This is a genomic window from Massilia sp. Root418 (assembly GCF_001425265.1).
GTDB lineage: Bacteria > Pseudomonadota > Gammaproteobacteria > Burkholderiales > Burkholderiaceae_D > Rugamonas.
The window spans coordinates 297939-316381 of record NZ_LMEC01000024.1; the positions used below are offsets into that span (position 1 = coordinate 297939).

At 66.3% G+C, this 18443-nt stretch carries 16 protein-coding genes; 7 read left to right on the forward strand and 9 right to left on the reverse strand.

What is annotated here, in order from left to right; all coding sequences use genetic code 11:
• Window positions 1–47: 47 nt before the first annotated feature.
• Complete coding sequence (gene alaS, locus ASC94_RS26445) at window positions 48–2657, reverse strand: alanine--tRNA ligase (RefSeq protein ID WP_056403244.1); 2610 nt, start codon at window positions 2655–2657, stop codon at window positions 48–50.
• Window positions 2658–2842: 185 nt separating this feature from the next.
• Between alaS and ASC94_RS26450 the strand changes: the two genes are divergently transcribed.
• The gene (locus tag ASC94_RS26450) at window positions 2843–4513 is read left to right on the forward strand and encodes a methyl-accepting chemotaxis protein (RefSeq protein ID WP_082616856.1); all 1671 of its coding nucleotides are present in this window, start codon (window positions 2843–2845) and stop codon (window positions 4511–4513) included.
• A 116-nt stretch (window positions 4514–4629) separates the two neighbouring features.
• Here the strand turns inward: ASC94_RS26450 and ugpQ are convergent, their stop codons facing one another.
• Window positions 4630–5409 (reverse strand): glycerophosphodiester phosphodiesterase, encoded by a 780-nt coding sequence (gene ugpQ / locus ASC94_RS26455; RefSeq protein WP_056403247.1) that lies wholly within the window; start codon window positions 5407–5409, stop codon window positions 4630–4632.
• 122 nt (window positions 5410–5531) lie between these two features.
• On the opposite strand from ugpQ, the gene ASC94_RS26460 reads away from it, so the two are divergent.
• The gene (locus tag ASC94_RS26460) at window positions 5532–6761 is read left to right on the forward strand and encodes a CaiB/BaiF CoA-transferase family protein (protein ID WP_056403249.1); all 1230 of its coding nucleotides are present in this window, start codon (window positions 5532–5534) and stop codon (window positions 6759–6761) included.
• An 85-nt stretch (window positions 6762–6846) separates the two neighbouring features.
• Here ASC94_RS26460 and ASC94_RS26465 read toward each other — a convergent pair whose 3' ends face one another.
• Window positions 6847–7173, reverse strand: coding sequence for a hypothetical protein (locus ASC94_RS26465; RefSeq protein ID WP_056403547.1), 327 nt, complete (start codon window positions 7171–7173; stop codon window positions 6847–6849).
• 172 nt (window positions 7174–7345) lie between these two features.
• Between ASC94_RS26465 and ASC94_RS26470 the strand changes: the two genes are divergently transcribed.
• A complete protein-coding gene (locus tag ASC94_RS26470) occupies window positions 7346–8086 on the forward strand; it encodes a hypothetical protein (RefSeq protein ID WP_157201600.1) in 741 nt (246 codons plus the stop codon).
• Between the two features lie 17 nt (window positions 8087–8103).
• Window positions 8104–8814, forward strand: a complete 711-nt coding sequence (locus ASC94_RS32820) for a hypothetical protein (protein WP_157201601.1) — start codon at window positions 8104–8106, stop codon at window positions 8812–8814.
• Window positions 8815–8818: 4 nt separating this feature from the next.
• Here the strand turns inward: ASC94_RS32820 and ASC94_RS26480 are convergent, their stop codons facing one another.
• On the reverse strand, window positions 8819–10078 hold the full coding sequence (locus tag ASC94_RS26480; protein WP_229417418.1) for an MFS transporter: 1260 nt from the start codon (window positions 10076–10078) through the stop codon (window positions 8819–8821).
• Window positions 10079–10145: 67 nt separating this feature from the next.
• Between ASC94_RS26480 and ASC94_RS26485 the strand changes: the two genes are divergently transcribed.
• The gene (locus ASC94_RS26485; RefSeq protein WP_056403260.1) at window positions 10146–11051 is read left to right on the forward strand and encodes a LysR substrate-binding domain-containing protein; all 906 of its coding nucleotides are present in this window, start codon (window positions 10146–10148) and stop codon (window positions 11049–11051) included.
• Here ASC94_RS26485 and ASC94_RS26490 read toward each other — a convergent pair.
• From ASC94_RS26490 to ASC94_RS26510, 5 genes are read right to left on the reverse strand one after another with little or no spacing between them, the layout of a single operon-like run.
• Window positions 11005–11970 carry a hypothetical protein gene (locus ASC94_RS26490; protein WP_056403263.1) on the reverse strand — a complete coding sequence of 322 codons (966 nt, stop codon included), beginning with the start codon at window positions 11968–11970 and terminating at the stop codon, window positions 11005–11007. The two genes, ASC94_RS26485 and ASC94_RS26490, sit on opposite strands and share 47 nt — an antisense overlap.
• A gap of 3 nt (window positions 11971–11973) precedes the next feature.
• Window positions 11974–12846 (reverse strand): hypothetical protein, encoded by an 873-nt coding sequence (locus tag ASC94_RS26495; protein WP_056403265.1) that lies wholly within the window; start codon window positions 12844–12846, stop codon window positions 11974–11976.
• Entirely contained in the window at window positions 12846–13622 is a 777-nt protein-coding gene (locus ASC94_RS26500) for a hypothetical protein (protein WP_056403268.1), read from the reverse strand. Before ASC94_RS26500 ends, ASC94_RS26495 begins: the two co-directional genes overlap by 1 nt.
• Window positions 13622–14137: a hypothetical protein gene (locus tag ASC94_RS26505; RefSeq protein ID WP_056403272.1), complete on the reverse strand. Its 516-nt coding sequence runs from the start codon at window positions 14135–14137 to the stop codon at window positions 13622–13624. The genes ASC94_RS26500 and ASC94_RS26505 overlap by 1 nt, the downstream gene beginning before the upstream one ends.
• A gap of 18 nt (window positions 14138–14155) precedes the next feature.
• Window positions 14156–14449, reverse strand: coding sequence for a DnaJ domain-containing protein (locus ASC94_RS26510; RefSeq protein WP_056403275.1), 294 nt, complete (start codon window positions 14447–14449; stop codon window positions 14156–14158).
• 132 nt (window positions 14450–14581) lie between these two features.
• Here ASC94_RS26510 and ASC94_RS26515 point away from each other — a divergent pair, with 132 nt between their 5' ends.
• Entirely contained in the window at window positions 14582–16354 is a 1773-nt protein-coding gene (locus ASC94_RS26515) for a glutamine--tRNA ligase/YqeY domain fusion protein (protein WP_056403277.1), read from the forward strand.
• A 156-nt stretch (window positions 16355–16510) separates the two neighbouring features.
• On the forward strand, window positions 16511–18322 hold the full coding sequence (locus ASC94_RS26520) for a CHASE domain-containing protein (protein WP_056403280.1): 1812 nt from the start codon (window positions 16511–16513) through the stop codon (window positions 18320–18322).
• The last annotated feature ends 121 nt before the right edge of the window (window positions 18323–18443 follow it).

Here is an 18443-nt window from a genome sequence, read left to right on the forward strand (position 1 = left end):
ACGGCCCGCGCTCGCGCGCGGGCCGCATGCCTGCTTGCTTTTCGCTCTTAGGCGCGCTGCTCAACCCATGCTGCAACGCCAGCCAAAGCGCCCGGCAGGGCCGCAGCATCGGTGCCGCCGGCCTGCGCCATATCGGGGCGTCCGCCGCCTTTTCCGCCCACTTGCTGTGCAACAAAGTTCACCAGCTCGCCTGCCTTGACCTTGGACGTGGCATCCGCAGTCACGCCGGCGATCAGGGAAACCTTGCCGTCGGCCACGCTGGCCAGCACGATGGCGGCTGTTTTCAGCTTGTCTTTCAGCTTGTCCATGGTCTCGCGCAGGGTGGCCACGTCGGCGCCTTCCAGCGTTGCCGCCAGCACCTTGATGCCCTTGATTTCTACGGCCTGGGTGGCCAGTTCGTCGCCCTGGCCGGATGCCAGCTTCGATTTCAGCGCGGCCAGTTCCTTCTCCAGCGCCTTCACGTGGTCCTGCACCTGCACGATCTTGGCGGTCAGCTCTTCCGGATTGGCCTTCAGCGCGGCGGCAGCTTCATTCAGCTTGCGCGCCATGCCTTGCACCAGCGCCAGCGCGCCCTCGCCCGTCACCGCTTCCACGCGGCGGATGCCGGCGGCCACGCCGCCTTCGCCGATGATCTTGAACAGGCCGATGTCGCCGGTGCTGTGCACGTGTACGCCGCCGCACAGTTCCTTGGACGAGCCGATGTCCAGCACCCGCACTTCGTCGCCGTACTTCTCGCCGAACAGCGCCATGGCGCCATGCTTGACCGCGTCGTCAAACGACATGTTGTGCGCCTGCGTGGCGTGGTTTTCCAGGATCTCCTTGTTGACGATGGTTTCGATCTTGGCGATCTCTTCCGCCGTCAGCGGGGCATTGTGGCTGAAGTCGAAGCGGGTCTTGTCCGGGTCGACCAGCGAGCCCTTCTGTGCCACGTGCGAACCCAGCACTTCGCGCAGGGCCTTGTGCATCAGGTGGGTGGCCGAGTGGTTGCGGATGGTGCGGCCGCGCTTCTCTTCGTCCACTTGCGCCGATACGGCATCGCCCACTTTCAGGGTGCCGGTGGCCAGCACGCCGTGCTGGCCGAACACGTCGGCCTGGATCTTCAGCGTGTCTTCCACTTCAAACTTCGCGGAAGCGCTCTGGATCACGCCCTGGTCGCCCACCTGGCCGCCGGACTCGGCGTAGAACGGCGTGGTGTCCAGCACCACGATGCCCTGCTCGCCCGCTTTCAGTTCCTGCACCGGCGCGCCGTTGGCGTACAGGGCGATCACTTTCGCGTCGAATGCCAGCTGCTCGTAGCCGACGAATTTGGTCTTCTCGCCGGTGTACTCCACGTTGGCGGCCATCTTGAACTTGCCGGCCGCGCGCGCGGTTTTCTTCTGCTGCTCCATGGCAGCGTGGAAGCCGGCCTCGTCCAGCGTCACTTCGCGTTCGCGGCAGATGTCGGCGGTCAGGTCCAGCGGGAAGCCGTAGGTGTCGTACAGCGTGAAGGCGGTGGCGCCGTCCAGGTTCTTGGCGTCCTTGGCCAGCTGCGCTTCCAGGATCTTCATGCCGTGTTCCAGCGTTTCGCCGAAACGCTCTTCCTCGGCCTTGAGCACCTGCGCCACGCGGGCGGCGGCCTCGTTCAGCTCGGGATAGGCAGTGCCCATCTCGGCGTTCAGGTCGGCCACCAGCTTGTAGAAGAATGGCTTGGTCTGGCCCAGCTTGTGGCCGTGGCGCAGCGCGCGGCGGATAATGCGGCGCAGCACGTAGCCGTGGCCTTCCGAGCCGGGGATGATGCCGTCGACGATCAGGAAGGAGGCGGCGCGGATGTGGTCGGCGATCACGCGCAGCGACTTCGATTCCAGGTCGGTGGCGCCGGTTTCGCGCGCGGCGGCCTTGATCAGGTTCTGGAACAGGTCGATCTCGTAGTTGCTGTGCACGTGCTGCAGCACGGCGGCCAGGCGCTCCATGCCCATGCCCGTGTCGACGCACGGCTTCGGCAGCTTGTGCATCACGCCCGCTTCGTCGCGGTTGAACTGCATGAACACCAGGTTCCAGATTTCGATGAAGCGGTCGCCGTCTTCGTCGGGCGAGCCGGGCGGGCCGCCCCAGATGTCGGCGCCGTGGTCGTAGAAGATCTCGGTGCACGGACCGCATGGGCCGACGTCGGCCATCTGCCAGAAATTGTCCGAGGCGTAGCGTGCGCCCTTGTTGTCGCCGATGCGGATGATGCGCTCTTTCGGCACGCCGATTTCATTGGCCCAGATGTCGTAGGCTTCGTCGTCCTCGATGTAGACGGTGACGGTCAGCTTGTCGGCCGGCAGCAGGTAGACCTTGGTCAGCAGTTCCCAGGCGTACTGGATGGCGTCGCGCTTGAAGTAGTCGCCGAAGCTGAAGTTGCCCAGCATTTCGAAGAAGGTGTGGTGGCGCGCGGTGTAGCCGACGTTTTCCAGGTCGTTGTGCTTGCCGCCGGCGCGCACGCAGCGCTGCACGGTGGTGGCGCGCGAGTACGGACGCGTGTCCAGGCCCAGGAACACGTCCTTGAATTGGACCATGCCGGAGTTGGTCAGCAGCATGGTTGGGTCATTGCCTGGCACCAGCGGGCTGGAACGGACGATCGTGTGACCCTTGGACTCGAAGAATTTAAGGAACTTCTCGCGGATTTCAGATGATTTCATGTCGTATTGGTTAGGTTGCTGGCTGGTGCAAAGGGTTGATTATACGTGATGTGGCGGACCGGCGGACGGGTGGCCAGGCGTTGCCGCCTTGCGACAACAGCAACAAAGCGGCCGCTCCCCGCGGCCAATAGTCCTTATACTGAATTCCGTCCACCCATGCCCTCCCCCCTCTGCGAAAGGCCGCCATGCTGAACAATCTCCTGCTTCGGACCAAGTTGATTTTGCTGCTGGTGCTCGCCATCCTCGCGGTGGCCCTGGTGGGGGCGGCCGGCCTGAGCGGCCTGCGCAGCGCGCGCGCCGGCTTCGCCGAAGTGGCCGACGTGCGCCTGCCCTCGCTGGTGGGCCTGTACCAGATGAAACTGGGCAACCGCGAAGTGCGGCTGGGCGCGCTAACCGTGTTCCGCCTGATGGAAAATCCCGCCACCGTGCCCAAGATCGCCGGCCAGGCCGACGTGATGCGGGCCGGCTTCGCCGAAGTGGCGGCCGGCCGCAAGATTTACGACCCGCTGCCGCAGACCGCCGAGGAAGCCGTGCTGTACAAGGAATTCCTGGCGGCCTGGGACTTGCGCCTGAAAGGCGGCGAACGCGTGCTGGCGGCGGCCGAGCGGCTGGCGCGCGGCGGCGACGCGGCCGCCGTCAAATCGGCTGCCGACGAATTCACGCAGGCCGCTGCCGACGTGGCGCCGCACGTGGCCGCAGTGCAGGTCGCGCTGGACAAGGTGATCACCCTGAACGTGAAGGTGGCCGAGCAGGCCAACGCCGAGGCCGGCGAAGCCATCGCCGCGTCCCAGCGCAATATGGCCATCATTTTTGGCGCGGCCGCGCTGGTGGTGCTGGCACTGGGCACGCTGATCCTGCGCAACACCCTGAAACAGCTGGGCGGCGACCCCGGCTACGCGGCTGGCATCGTCAACCGGGTGGCGCAGGGGGACCTCACGGTGCAGATCGAAACCAGCGCCAGCGACCACGGCAGCCTGCTGTACAGCATGAAGAACATGGTCGAGCGCCTGGCTGACGTGGTGGGCCGCGTCAACAGCAGCGCCGACGCGCTGGCCAGCGCTTCGGAACAGGTGAGCGGCACGGCGCAGTCGCTGTCGCAGGCCGCCACCGAGCAGGCCGCCAGCGTGGAAGAAACCAGCGCCTCGGTCGAGCAGATGACCGCGTCGGTGGCGCAAAACACGGAGAACGCACGCGTCACCGACGGCATGGCCAGCCAGGCGGCGGCCGAGGCGGTGGAAGGCGGCAACGCCGTGGGCGGCACGGTGGACGCCATGCGCCAGATCGCTAAAAAGATCGTCATCATCGACGACATCGCCTACCAGACCAATCTGCTGGCGCTGAACGCGGCCATCGAAGCGGCGCGCGCGGGCGAACACGGGAAAGGGTTCGCCGTGGTGGCGGCCGAGGTGCGCAAGCTGGCCGAGCGCTCGCAGGTGGCGGCCCAGGAAATCGGCGAGGTGGCCGGCAGCAGCGTGGACCTGGCCGAACGGGCCGGCAAGCTGCTCAACCAGATGGTGCCCAATATCCAGCGCACCTCCGGCCTGGTGCAGGAAATCAGCGCGGCATCGGAAGAGCAGTCGACCGGGCTGGCGCAGATCAATTCCGCGATCAGCCAGCTCAGCCAGGCCACCCAGCAGAACGCCGCCGGCTCCGAGCAGCTGGCCGCCACCGCGGAGGAAATGAGCGCGCAGGCGGAAGACTTGCAAAGCACCATGGGCTTCTTCAATACCGGCAGCGGCAAGCCCGCACGCAAGCCGGCGCGCCAGCCGCAGCATGTGCCGACGCCGCGCCGCGCGACGGCGGCCATGCAGGAGGCGGACTGGGAACCGGACCAGGGCAGCTTTGAGCGGTTCTGAGGGCGGCGACGAGGCGGCGGGTTACGCGCGTCGCGCTAACCCGCCCTACGAAGATCGGTGCAGCGCGGCCGAACGTTTGGACGTTTGAACGTTTGGACGTTTGGACGTAGGGCGGGCTAGCGCGCAGCGCGTAACCCGCCGTGCTCCGCAAACCCCGCCCCGATCAGGTCGATGCGGTCGGTGCAAAAGCCGTCCACGCCCCAGGCCAGGATCTCGGCGGCGCGCTCCGGCGTGTTGACGGTATAGCAGAACAGCCCAAAGCCGGCCGCCTTTACGGCCTGCGCTTGCTCGGGGCCCAGGTGCTTCTGGTTGGTGTGGATGGCCACCGCCTCCAGCGCGGCAGCCTGCGCGCGCCAGTCTTCCGGCAGCGTGTCGAACAGGCAGGCGCGCGGCACCTCGGGCGCGGCCTCGCGCGCGGCCGCCAGCGCCGCCATGCTGAACGAGGACAGCAGCGGCACCGCCGCCGTCTGCCCCGCGCGCAGCTCCTGGCTGAAGCGCGCGCGCGTCTTCTGCGCCACACAGCGCCCGGTCTCGGCCTCGAAGCCCGGCACCGGCTTGATCTCGATATTCATCCAGATGCCCTGCGAGCGGCAATAGTCGATGTACTCGGTAAACAGCGGCACGGTTTCGCCCGCGAACTGCGGCCCGAACCAGGCACCCGCGTCCTTGCGCACCAGGTCCGAGGCCGGCGTGCGCGCCACATTGCCCTCGCCCGCCACCGTGCGGCCGAAATCCGGGTCATGCATGATGACGCCGATGCCGTCTTTCGACAGCATCACGTCGAATTCCACGGCCTTGTAGCCGTAGGCCAGGCCGCAGCGCAGCGCGGCGATGGTGTTTTCCGGCGCCAGCGTGCCGCCGCCCCGGTGGGCGAGAACTTTGGGATAGGGCCACATGGATGATAAGTGAATGATGAAAGCCTCGGTTGATGTTGAAAACGCATGTCGCTTCTCTTGTATTCAAAACATACCACAAGACGTTAAGCTGGCGCTCTTGCTAACTGCCACGAGGTGAAGTGATGACTGTGACCAAGGCCCTGGGCCACATCCGCGTACTGGACCTGAGCCGCGTGCTGGCCGGCCCGTGGTGCTCGCAGAACCTGGCCGACCTGGGCGCGGACGTGATCAAGATCGAACGCCCCGGCAGCGGCGACGACACCCGCGCCTGGGGCCCGCCCTATGCGCGCGACGCGGACGGCCGCGACACCACCGAAGCGGCCTACTACCTCGCGGCCAACCGGGGCAAGCGTTCGGTGACGGTGGACATCGCCAGCCCCGAGGGCCAGCAGCTGATCCGCGAACTGGCGGCGCAGTCGGACGTGGTGCTGGAAAATTACAAGGTGGGCCAGCTCAAGCGCTACGGCCTGGATTATGAATCGCTGAAGGCGGTCAAGCCGGACCTGGTGTACTGCTCGGTGACCGGCTTCGGCCAGGACGGTCCCTATGCGCACCGCGCGGGCTATGACTTCCTGATCCAGGGCATGGGCGGGCTGATGTCGGTCACCGGCGAGCGCGACGACCTGCCCGGCGGCGGCCCGCAGAAGGCCGGCGTGGCGCTGGTGGACCTGATGACCGGCATGTACGCCACCATCGCCATCCAGGCCGCGCTGATGCACCGCGACCGCAGCGGCGAAGGGCAGTACATCGACATGGCGCTGCTCGACGTGCAGGTGGCCATGCTGGCCAATATGGGCAGCAACTACCTGAACAGCGGCAAGCCCCCCAAGCGCTGGGGCAACGCCCATCCCAACATCGTGCCCTACCAGACCTTCGCCTGCAGCGACGGCTACATCATCGTCGCCACCGGCAACGACGGGCAGTACCAGAAATTCGTCGAGGCCGGCGGGCGCCCGGACCTGGCTTTCCACGAACGCTACGCCACCAATCCGCTGCGGGTACAGAACCGCGACGAGCTGGTGCCCATCCTGGCCGGGATGGTGAAGACCAGGTCGCGCGCGGAATGGATAGAACAGCTGGAGGCGGTGGGCGTGCCCTGCGGGCCGATCAACGACATCGGCGACGTGTACCGCAACCCGCAAGTGCAGGCGCGCGGCATGGTGACCGAAGCGCCGCATCCCACGGCGGGAAAGGTGAAACTGGTGCGCAGCCCGATGCGGCTGTCCGCCACGCCCACCGGCGGCGGCAGCGCCCCGCCGCTGCTGGGCCAGCACACCGAGGAAGTGCTGCGCGGCCTGCTGGGCCGCAGCGCCGAGGAAATCGGCGCGCTCAAAGCCAAGGGCGTGCTGTAAGCCAGCCACGCTCTGCTTAGCGGCGGCGCGTAGGGCGGGTTAGATGGCGCGCCAGCGCCAGCGTAACCCGCCGCATCAGCGGCCCTCACCGCAAATCGTGCTTCAGCTCCGCCAGCTCGTCGTGCACATGCTGGACCGCGCTGCGCATCTGCGCCGTCAACGCGGGCATATTGCGGCATACGCGCTGCGCGCGCTCGCCCAGCACCCCCAGATCGTCGACGAGCTTGCGCAACCGCGCCACGTCATACGGTTCCAGCACCTGCTGGGCGGAATCGGCCTGCCGGTCCAGTTTGTGGATGCAATCACGCAATTCGCCCGGCAGATTACGCTCCGCCGAGCACGCTTGCGCAGCCTCGCCGATGGCGCGCCCCACCCGTATCACTCGTTGCCGTATTTCGTACTCTTGCAGCATGGTCTCCTCCTTGCGGTGAGCAGGCACGGCGTGCCTGTCCGCTTTGGACAGCGATCTCAGCCTAAAGTTGCCGCCCGCCGCTTGAGCGGCCTCAAGCCGCCGCTCCCGGTCAAGGTGTAAGCACATGTTACAAATATGGTAAGGTCGCGGCTGGCCACGCTACATTTTGTAAATGATAAGATTACCGCGCGACAAGTCTGGCTTGTTGCTGACCCTGTCGCTTCATCTGGCACTGTTGTGGGCCGTGCTCGCACGGCCGGCAGCGCCCCTTCAGCACAGCACGGAGGCGCCGGACGACGGCCGCCCGGCCATGGTCTGGCTGCAGCCATTCGCAACGCGGGCCGACATTCCAGCGGTCACGCTCCCGCACGCGACCCAGCCGCTCGCGCAGGCCGCGCCGTTGGCCGAAAAGGCGGCGCAGCCCCTGCAGGCAGCCCCGGTCGTACACTACTCTGCGCCTCGAACGCAGGCCGCCAGCCCGGGCGAAACGGCCGACGCCGTCCCCCCGCACGATGCTTCGGCCGCGCCGCGCACGCCGCCGGGCAGCGCAGGTACGCCGGGCGCCGAGGACGAAGCGCCCGCCCCGCTCCAGGCCGCGCGCGGCGCCGATGAATTGCTGCGCCTGGCACGGCAGGACGCCGCGCGCGCCGACCGCGAGCTGCGCCAGGGAAAAACACCCGCGCTGCAGCCGGACGAGCGCCGCCAAAACAAGCTGGACCAGACCTTCGACAGGGCAAGCATCGCCTCCCACAAGTGGTATAACGCGCCGCAAATACGCGAACTGGCCGTGCCCGTGACCAGCATGGGTGGAGCGCGGGTGTATGAAGTCAGGCATGCCGGCGGCCGCTACTGCATCTACTACCCGGCGGACGGCTCGCCGTACCACAGCAAGGAATGCCCCCGTGAGAAATAAAGCATGACGCATCAAGCATGACGCGCTCCCGCCCCGCCCTGCTGCTGACCACGCTGTTGCACGTGGCACTGCTCGCCGCCCTGCTCTCGCGCCAGCATGCCGCCGTGCCGGCCCGCAGTGCGGACAGGTCTTCCATCGCGTGGATATTGCCGGCAGCACCCAAGGCCGCCCGCACGCAGGCTGCAGCGCCCGCACCTCGCCCACCTGCGCCACCTGCCGCTGGCCGGACAGCGGCGGCTATTACCCTGCCGCGTCCTGCCGCCAGCACAGCCCCTTCCCCGGCGGCGCTGCCGCCGCAGCAAGCCACCGCAGCCGCCGCCCCGGCAGACACGCCGCATACGGCAGAGACAAGCGGCGAACCCGTCATTGGAGACCTGTCGGCCCAGCCTGCAGCGCCGCCGATGCCGGCTGCCGACCTGCTGCGCCTGACCCTGTACAACGCCGGCAAGGTCGACAATGAACTGCGCCAGGGCAAGCTGGCGCCGCTGCCGCCGGCCAAGGACACGCTACGCGGTAAAATCGACGCCGCATTCGAAGCGGCGCACCAGGCCGTCAAACCCAAGTGGTACGAGGCCGCCAAGGTCTCGGAGATTTCAGCACCGGGTTCGCTCACCCGTGTCTACAAGATCCGCACGGCACTGGGGACGTATTGCATCACGGTGGCGGACGCCAGCCGCAGTGGCGGTAGCGGCACCCAGCGCGGCCCGCTTTACAGCAACTGCCCCTGAGCAGTCAGGCCGCCGCCAGCCGCGCCGGTTCGGCGGGCGCGGCCGGGGCCAGATTGCGCAGGCGCAGGGCGATCAGCAAGGCGCCCGCCAGCGCGCTGCCCAGCAGTGCCACCACGCCGGTCCAGCCCGCAAAGCCCCAAGCCACCCCGGCCAGCCAGCCGATCACGGCCGAGCCCAGGTAATAGAAAAACAGGTACAGCGCGGACGCCAGCGCCGAAGCCGATTGCGCGCGCCGCCCCACCCAGCTGCTGGTGACGGAATGCGAGGCGAAGAAGCAGAAAGTGAACAGAGCCAGGCCGGCAAAGATCAGCACCAGCTTGCCGCTCAGCGTGGCCAGCATGCCGGCCAGCATGGCCAGCAGCAGCCACCACAGTACGCGGCGGCGGCCCAGCTTGTCGGCCAGGCGGCCAGCCCACACCGAGCTATAAATGCCCAGCAGATAAAGCAGGGAAATCGCCCCCACCACGCTCTGGCGCAAGCCGAAAGGCTCCCCCAGCAAGCGGAAACCGATGAAGTTGTAGGCGCTGACCATGCAGCCCATCAGCAGCAGGCCCATGCCGAACAGCCAGGGCATGCCGTCGTCGGTGAACTGGCGGCGCAGGCCGTTGCCCAGTTCGCTCAAGCCGCCTTCGGCCGGCCGGAAATTGCGCGAGCGCGGCAGGCTGCGGTAGAACTCGGCGGCCGCCAGCAGCCCGGCCACGCCCATGGCTGCCATGGCCACGCGCCAGGAAAAGAAGTCGCTCATGAAGGACACCAGGATGCGCCCGGCCATGCCGCCGAAGGCGTTGCCGCTGATCAGCAAACCCATCGACAGGCCCAGCGAACCCGGCTCCACTTCCTCGCTCAGGTACGTCATGGCCACGGCCGGCATGCCGCCCAGTGCGAAGCCCAGCAGCGCCCGCATGACCAGGAACTGGCCGTAATTCTGCGCCGCCGCGCACAGCAGGGTCATCAGCGCGGCAATGGTGAGGGCGGCCCCCATCAGCGGCTTGCGGCCGATGCGGTCGGATAACAGGCTGGACAAGAGCAGCGAGACGGCCAGCGCCGCCGTCGACACCGATAGCGCCAGGCTGCTCTGCGCCGCCGTCAGCGCGAACTCGCGGCCCAGCAGCGGCATCAGCGGTTGCACGCTGTAGAGCAGCGCGAAGCAGGAAAAACCGCTGAAGAACAGGGCGCGGTTGGTGCGTTTGAAGGACGGCGAATGTGCCGAAATACCTGCTGCGATGCCCATGATGACGGCCTGGCTGGTGAATGATGGCCTCATCTTAGGATTGCGCAGTATTACTGTCCAATATATATTTAAGGCGTTAGTAATACTTAGAACAGATAACATGGAACTGCGCCACCTGCGTTACTTCGTCGCCGTCGCCGAAGAACTAAGCTTCACGCGCGCGGCCGAACGGCTGCACATCGGCCAGCCGCCGCTGAGCCAGCAAATCCAGGCACTGGAAGCGGAAGTCGGCGCGCAGCTGCTGGAGCGCTCCAAGCGCTGGGTGCGGCTGACGGCTGCCGGAAGCTTGTTCCTGGACGACGCGCGGCGCGTGCTGGCGCTGTCCGAGCAGGCCAAGCTGACCGCGCGCCGGGCGCAGCGCGGCGAGGCGGGCGAATTGCGCATCGGCTTCACTTTTTCCACGCCGTTTACGCCCCTGTTCGCCACCGTCATCAACCGCTACCGCGCGCGCTACCCGGACGTGCTGCTGACCCTGCGCGAACTGGCCACGCTGCCGCAAATTACCATGCTGGAAAACCGGGAATTGGACCTGGGCTTCGTGCGCCCGCCCGAGACCGCCATCCCGGATGCGGTCAGCCTGACCGTCCTGCGGCACGATCCGCTGATTGCCGTGCTGCCGGCGGGCTCGCCGCTGGCGCGCCAGGAAAAAGTGGCCATCCGCGACCTGCGCGACCAGCCCTTCATCATGTATCCGAAAACGGCCGGCACCGGCATCTATCCGCAGATTTTCAGGCTGTGCAAGGAAGCCGGCTTCGTGCCGGACATCGCCATGGAGGCGGGCGAAGCGTCCACCATGATCGGCCTGGTGGCAGCCGGCTGCGGCATTACCGTGCTGCCGGGCTCGTTCGACAGCATCCACATGGAGGGTGCCTGCTACCGGCCGCTGGCCGATCCGGACGCCAACACCGTGCTCTCCCTGGCGCAGCGCAAGGACGCGCACAGCGCGCTGGTGGAAGGGTTTATTGCGCTGGCGCGGGCCGCTGCCGAGGAGGCCGAACCTCGTTAACCGCCTCGCGCGCCGGGCGCTCGGGGACGAACCACAGGTTTTTCTCGGCCAGCAGCGTTTCGGGCGGCAAGTCGGGATTGGCCAGTTCGATCACGCGCCGCTGGTCCAGCCGGGCGCGCTCGATGCTGCTCTCGTTCAGCTCGCGGAACAGCTTGTCGAAGGAACCATCCTGCAGCGCGGCGCGCAAGCCCTGCTCGATGGCTGCCGCCAACGCGCGGTTGCTGGTGTTGACGAAGAAGTAGACCGCCGACTGCATGTGCAGCACGAAGCCCGGCGCGGCCACGATGCCGCGCGCGGCGAACTGGTCGGACTCGCGCACCGCCTCGCCCAGCGCGCGCGGGAAATAATCGAAGCGGCCGGCGCCCAGCATGGCGTGCAGGCTTTCGCTGCTGTTGCCGGTCACTACGCGCAAACCGTTGGCGCGCAGGATGGGGCCTTCCGCCCAGCCGTAGCCCTGCCCCGCCGTGAAGGCAGCCAGGTCGCTCAGCTGGCGCACGGCAGCGAATTTGGCGCTGTTTTGCCGCATGATGAGGGCGATGCGCCAGCCGGACAGGCCTTTGTCGAGCGGTATGCGGATCGGCAGCATCTGCCGCTCGCGCTCGCGCGTGGTGACCGCCCACAGCACGTCCAGGTTGGTGCCGCGCATGACTTCCTGCACCGAACGGCCGCGCTCCATCCTGCCGCCCCATTCCTCCAGCGCATAGGCGCCGGGCGCCTTTTGCAGCGCCAGCGCGAGGATGCGCACGAAGCCGGCGTCGAAAGTGTTCTGCGGCGTCTGGTGCCGCACGGTTTGCGCCGCCCCGGCTGGCACGGTGCCCATGGTTGCCACGGCTGCCCATGCGGGTCCGGCCGGGGCCGCCAGGCCAGCCATGAGCAGCAAGCTCGGCAACAGGCGCGCACGGCCCAGGCCACGGTTCATGGTTCAGCCGTAGTCGGCTTCGAGTTCGGAACCGGCGTAGTTCTCCAGTTCGGCGAACAGCGTCTTCATGGCGGTGCGGCCGGGGATGTGCTGCAGCACCGTGCAACTGCTGCGGTAGGCGGCGATGCGGTCCAGCAGCACCGCGTGGTGCTGGACCGGCACCTTGGCCACCAGGGCGGCCCAGCCCGCTTCAAAGTCCGGCTTGGTCTTGCGCACCGCCTTCACGAAGCGCTCGAACTCTTTCTGCCCGGTGCGCGCCACGATGCGCCCGCCGCCTTCCACCGCAAAGATGATGGCCAGCGCGATCACGCCTTCGGCGTTCAGGTCCGTGTCGGCGATCGGGCCGGCGTCATGGTGGCGGCGCAGCCAGCCCGCCAGGCGCACGATGGCCTGCACTTCCTTGCGCTGCTTGAGCAGCACCTGGTAGCGCTCGTGCCCGTTCCAGTTCTGGTTCGGGTCGGCCAGGCAGATATCGACAAACAAGTCGCGCAAGCGCCTTTGGGCGTACACCGGGTCCTGGTCGTATTCGCCCACCAGCGAGTCTTCCGGCATGGCCGACAAGTCCTTGATCAGGCGGAAACCGGCCTGGAAGGCCGCCTCGGCGCCGTTATCGACCAGGAAATCCAGCGCCGCCTGGTCGCTGTCCACCGTCAGCACCTGCTCCAGCCCCAGCGACACGCCGCCCACCGCCAGCTGCAGCGCGCGCGCGATGCCGTCGGCGGTGCGGTCGTTGGTGAACTTCTCGGCCACCATGGCGGTGATGCCGGTCAGCTCGTCGGCCAGGATCACGGCTGCGTCCGGGCGCTCGTCGCCCGGCAGCAGTTTGATGGCGCGCACCAGGCGCGGCAGGCTTTCCTTGACTAAAGCCGGCAGCATCAGGAGAAGATCCCCGTGCCGATGGAACGGCGCGTGCTGGCCGCCTTCGGCGCGCTGCGGGTGCTCGGCACTTGCTTGCGCAGGCGGTACAGCAGCTCCTTGGTGCTGCGCTGCAGGAATTTCGGTTCCTCGTCCGGGTCGTCGCTGAACTCGGCGTCGGCCAGGTCGGCGCTGTGGCGGAAGTCCGGGAACAGCTCAAACAGCGCGCGGTCCCAGCCGTCTTCGCTGGCTTGCGCCAGGGCCACGGCCAGCGGCACGATGTCGTTGTCGGACGAGGTCAGGCCGCTCACGTACGGGCCTTTCGAGATGATCTCGCCGGCCACTTCCAGGATTTCCTTGGGCGCCATCGAGAACAGCACGGCAAAGGCGGTGCAGCCATGGTCGGTGGCCGAGGCCGCCTGCAGCAGCTCTTCGCGCCTCGCTTCATCCTCGGTGGAAAACACCACGCCATGGATGTGGGCGAACAGCTGCTCGGCCAGGCGCTCCGGGTCGTCCTCGATCAGGTCGTCCGGGAAGGTGGCGGCGAAGAAGGCCAGGCTGTCGGCCCAGGCCTTGGGCGGCACCAGCAGGGTGGCCAGCGACATCTTGCCCCCGTCGAAGCCGGCCAGGTGCAGCGCCGTCACTTGCGGCGGGATGGTGTTGAGTACTTCGGCCACCGCGTAGTCGCCGAACTGGTCGGCCGCTTCGGCGAAAGCCTGTTCGGCATGGCCCAGCGAGCCGGCCAGCACCAGCTCGGTGACCTGCTTGCTGAGGGCGGGCAGATTTTTTTCTGACATTAGTGTTCTCCTTCCTGGTCGAACATCTGGGCGAAGTCGTCGGTTGCCTCGCCTGCTTCGTCGTACTCGTCTTCATCGTCGCCGTCGTCGCCGGCTGCCAGCTGCTCCAGCGAGGTGTCGTCGTCGTCCCACAGGCGCGGGTGCTTGTGCAGGCAGGCCGTGATGATGGCCTGGCGCCCGATGTCCGGGAATTTCTGTTCAATGGCGGCCAGCATCTTGGCCGGTTCGCCGTCCGGCGCCGACACCAGCGCGAACACGCGCGCCGGGTCGCCGTCTTCGTAGTCCTGGGCCTCGGCCAGCAGCGCCTTCGGGTTGTCGAACTTGATCACGTCCACCAGCGCGAACGCCATCATGTTCACGTCCTCGATGCCGCCGCCGCCGGCGTATTCCGACATCAGCGCGTTCAGCATCATCTTGTAGTTCTTGTGGTCGGGCGGGTCGCCCAGGATGCCCTCGATCTGGCCTTCCAGCTCACGCGACTGGTAGGCGAATTCGGGATGTACTCTTCTGCTCATGTTGTTCTCTTTTCTAAACTACGCTGCCGGCAGGGTCACGCCGTGCAGGCCGAACACGGAACGCCATAGCTGGTAAGCTTCAGCTTCCGGGTCGATAATGATGCGGTGGTTTACGCTCTGGTTGTATTCCTCGCGCTTGACCGGGTCAGACAGGATTTCATACGCCTTGGTAATGGCCTTGAAGCGCACTTCCGCGCCGGGGGCGGGGTTGCGGTCCGGGTGGTAGCGCATGGCCAGCGACCGGTAAACCTTCTTGATTTCCTCGTCAGAGGCGTTAGGCGCCACACCCAGCACGTTGTATAAATTTTCCATATGGGAAACTCCGTAGGGTTGTATGCCGAGCTGTAAAGACGAATTATCCTATAGAAAAGCACTCGCCGTCCCGCCGGGCCGCTGCGGTACGGTAAAATGCCCAAAATCAGCCTCCTTTTCTCCGCCTCTTACATGAGCAACGACAAAAAAAATACCGCCCCTGCTGCACCGGCGCTGCCGTCCAATTTCCTGCGCGCCATCATCGAATCCGACCTGGCTTCCGGCGCGCACGCCCGCGAAGGCCTGCCCGGCGTGATCACCCGCTTCCCGCCGGAGCCGAACGGCTACCTGCACGTGGGCCACGCCAAGTCCATCTGCCTGAACTTCGGCCTGGCGCGCGACTATAACGGCCGCTGCCACCTGCGCTTCGACGACACCAATCCGGAAAAAGAAGAACAGGAATACGTCGACACCATCAAGGACAGCGTGCAATGGCTGGGCTTTTCCTGGGACTGGCAGGGCCCGTCCGGCGTGGAGCACCACCTGCACCACGCGTCCGACTACTTCGACCAGCTCTATGAAATGGCCGAGTACCTGATCCAGCAAGGCTACGCCTACGTGGACAGCCAGAGCGCCGAGGACATGGCGGCCAACCGGGGCAATTTCAACACCCCCGGCAAGAACTCGCCGTTCCGCGACCGCCCGCGCGAGGAATCGCTGCAGCTGTTCCGCGACATGAAGGCCGGCAAGTACGCAAACGGCGAGCACATCCTGCGCGCCAAGATCAGCGAAGACGCGATGTCCTCGCCGAACATGAACATGCGCGACCCGGCGATCTACCGCATCCGCCACGAGCACCACGTGCGCACCGGCGACGCCTGGTGCATCTACCCGATGTACGACTACACGCACCCGATTTCGGACGCGCTGGAAAACATCACCCATTCGGTCTGCACGCTGGAATTCCAGGACCACCGCCCGTTCTACGACTGGCTGCTGGAAACCCTGTCCAAAGGCGGCTTCTTCAAGCTGCCGGTGCCGAAGCAGTACGAATTCTCGCGCCTGAACCTGACTTATGTGATCACGTCCAAGCGCAAGCTGCGCCAGCTGGTGGACGAAAAAGTGGTGACCGGCTGGGACGACCCGCGCATGCCCACCATAGTCGGCCTGCGCCGCCGCGGCTACACGCCGGAAGCCATCCAGCTGTTCTGCGAACGCATCGGCGTGACCAAGTCGGACGGCTGGATCGACATGAGCACGCTGGAAGGCTGCCTGCGCGAAGACCTGGACCCGAAAGCGCCGCGCGCCACCGCCGTGCTGCGCCCGCTCAAGCTGATCGTCGAGAACTATCCTGAGGGGCAGAGCGAAGAATGCACCTCGCCGGTCCACCCGCACCACCCGGAAATGGGCGTGCGCACCTTCCCGTTCACCCGCGAACTGTGGATCGAGGAAGAGGACTTCCTGGAAGCGCCAAGCAAGGGCTACTTCCGCTACTACCCGCCGGTGGGCGACCAGCCCGGCTCGCGCGTGCGCCTGCGCCACGGCTTCGTGACCGAGTGCACCGGCTACGACAAGGACGAGAACGGCAAGGTCACCGCCGTGCGCGTGAAGTACTTCGAGGACAGCAAGTCCGGCACCCCGGGGTCGGACACCTACAAGGTCAAGGGCAACATCCACTGGGTGTCCGCCGCCACCGCGCTGGAAGCCGAAGTGCGCCTGTACGACCGCCTGTTCACCGACCCGCAGCCCGACGCCGGCGGCAAGGATTTCATGGCCGCGCTGAACCCGAACGCGCTGGAAACCGTTACCGCCTACCTGGAGCCTGGCATGCAGGACGCGGTGGCCGACCAGCGCTTCCAGTTCGAGCGCCACGGCTACTTTGTCGCGGACAGGGTCGATTTCCAGCCGGGCAAACCGGTGTTCAACCGGATTGTGACCTTGAAAGACAGCTGGTCCGCAAAATAGATACCAACTGCATACCTGTTTAAAAATAACCGCCTTCGGGCGGTTTTTTTTGTTGCGTCGGAGAACAAACGGCCCGAAAAGCAAGAAAAGATACTTGACGGAATCAATTAGCGATCTATATATTTAATTAACTTTTTCATGTGGCAGCCTGGGGAAATGCGCGCTTTGATCGCCAGAAAAAAACTGTTTTCCCCAACCCAGCCTTTGTGGTGGACAGGACTGCTGCTGTCGCTCGGCGTGGGCGTGGCGCTGCACGCGTTCACCTCCAATTCCCTGGAGGCCGAAGCCAGCGAGCGCTTCCGCACGCAGGCGCGCAGCAGCCAGTTCAACATTGCCACCGGCATCAAGGCCTATACCGACGTGCTGCGCGGCAGCGCCAGCTTCTTCCAGTCGGTGGACAGCATCACGCGCGAGAATTTCCACCGCTACGTGCAGGGGCTGGACCTGCACCACAACTTCCCCGCCATTGTCAGCATCAATTTTGCCCAGCACGTACCGGCCGGCGAGCGCGCCGCGTTCGAGCAGCACATGCGCCGCACTGCCCGGCCGGGCGTGGACGGCTATCCGGAGCTGGTGCTCAAGCCCAGCGCCAACCCGTCCGACGCGGCCATCCTGTCGCTGATCGAGCCCATGGCCGGCCTGGAGCAGAAATTCGGGGTCGACATCGCGGCCCGGCCGGCGGTGGCCGAGTCACTGGCGCTGTCGCGCGACACCGGCATGCTGAGCGCGTCCGGCTTGCCGATCGGCTTCGACACCCTGCCCAACCGCCAGGCGCTGGCCATGCGCCTGCCCGTGTACCGGCCGGACATGCCCACCTCCACCGTGGCCGAGCGCCGCGCCGCCTATGTGGGCTCGGTCGGCATCGGCTTCAGCGTGCACCGCCTGGTCTCCGAGGCGCTGGCAGAAATACCGGTGCGCAACGCGCGCCTGACCCTGCAGGACGTGAGCGAAGGTACGCCGGCCAGCGGCGCGCTGCTGTACGACAGTGCCGACACCGAGGCCGCCGCCGCCGGCGGCGAACGCCTGATCACCTGCCTGCTGCCGATCGACTTCAACGGCCGCCAGTGGCAGGCGCGCTTCACCGCGCCCATGAGTTCGCTTTACTCGCGGGTGGACGTGTTCCTGCCCTGGCTGGCGCTGCTCACCGGCTTCGCCGGCACCATGCTGATCTACGCGCTGTTCCACACGCTGTCGTCGTCGCGCCTGCGCGCCATCCGCATGGCCAAGGCCATGACGCGCGAACTGCGCGAGAGCCAGGCCAAGCTGCAACTGTCGCACCACAAGCTGCGCCGGCTGGCCGCGCACGCCGAGCAGATCAAGGAGGAAGAGCGCAAGCGCATCGCGCGTGAAATCCATGACGACCTGGGCCAGAACCTGCTGGCGCTGCGCATCGAGGCCGACGTGCTCACTACCCGCACCAGCCACCGCCATTCGCGCCTGCACGAGCGCGCGCGCTGCACGCTGGCGCAGATCGATAACACCATCAAGAGCGTGCGCCAGATCATCAACGACCTGCGGCCCAACGTGCTGGACCTCGGCCTGAGCGCGGCGGTGGAATGGCAGATCGCCCAGTTCCGCCAGCGCAGCGGCATCGTATGCGAACTGATCGAAACCGGCGCCGACATCGACCTGGGCATCGACGACAAATGCGCCATCGCCTACTTCCGCATCCTGCAGGAATCGCTGAGCAACATCCTGCAGCACGCGCACGCCAGCCTGGTGCGGGTGGAGCTGCGGCGCCAGGAAGGCAACCTGAGCATGAGCATCAGCGACAACGGCGTCGGCCTGCACGACCGCAGCCGCAACAAATTCGGCTCCTTTGGCCTGGTCGGCATCGAAGAGCGCGTCAGCATCCTGGGCGGCACTTGCACCATCAGCGGCGCGCCCAATGCCGGCACTACCATCCTGGTCACCGTGCCGGTCAGCCACAGCGCACCGGCCTTTCCGCACCGGTTAGGAACTGTCTGAACATTCGTCTAGGACATTACTGTTGTGAATAGGAATTTCCGTACAAAAGCTTGAGATTTCTCAACAGCAAGGCCATGCAACTGATCAAAAATCGTTCCTGCAACACCCCTTCCACCTAAGA